The 810-nt window shown below is 58.3% G+C and carries 1 protein-coding gene; it reads right to left on the reverse strand.

All coding sequences use genetic code 11. The features are described 5' to 3' along the window. The coding region (locus tag ACR0JF_RS23335; RefSeq protein WP_480670127.1) for a helix-turn-helix domain-containing protein at positions 1 to 728 on the reverse strand (728 nt) is incomplete at its 3' end. Positions 729 to 810: the final 82 nt, after the last annotated feature.

Here is an 810-nt window from a genome sequence, read left to right on the forward strand (position 1 = left end):
GCAAGCGGCATGAATACGGCACCACCACGCCCCATGGTCGCTGCATGCCGCGCGGCAATCACTGCAGCTTCTGTATCCTGACCAACACCCTGCGCAATCGCGCGCCAAGCATGAAACGCGATGGCGGATTGCGTGACCGGATGCAAACCTTCTACGCCTCGCATAACTTCTGCCAGATCCACAATTGCATCCGGGGCTGCATCGGACCCTTGCGCCAGACGGTCCAGAAATGCAGTCAGTCCGGTTTCCCATCCCCCTTCTGCAGGAGCAGCCCCCGAGCTCAGTCGGCGCACGGCCCATCCGGCGCGGAACAATGCCTGCACGTCATCATGGGTTGCTCCGATGCGCAGACCGGTCCACAAAGCCAATCGGTCAACACTGACGCGATCGCCAGTCCACCAGCCCAAGTCAGACGTCTCCATCAGGGCCAAACGATGCGTCCACCCCTTGGGGCCTGCGCGCAATCGTTCATCCAACGCACCGAAGGTCAGCGCAAGATCTGCAAGCTCCGACGACAACTCAGACTGCGCCGCCCGCCAATCGCGTGGGTCAAACAGCAAACGTTGATCCGATCGCGGACCGGGAAGGAAGTAATCCTTTTCTTCGACCTCATCGGGGGGCAGAAACCAAAGATCTTCTTCCTCAGACGGATCGCCATCAAAAATACTGGCCGGGCCGAGATCATCGACCTCTTCCTCAGGAAGGGGTAAGGGTTTCTTCGATTTCATGCCGGTATTCTTCGGGCATTTGCCACTGTTCACAAGAGGCTTTGCAAGAGTTTCTGATCAACCTGCAAAAGTACGGGTCAGA

The sequence above is a fragment of the Ruegeria sp. BG11 genome (assembly GCF_056538565.1).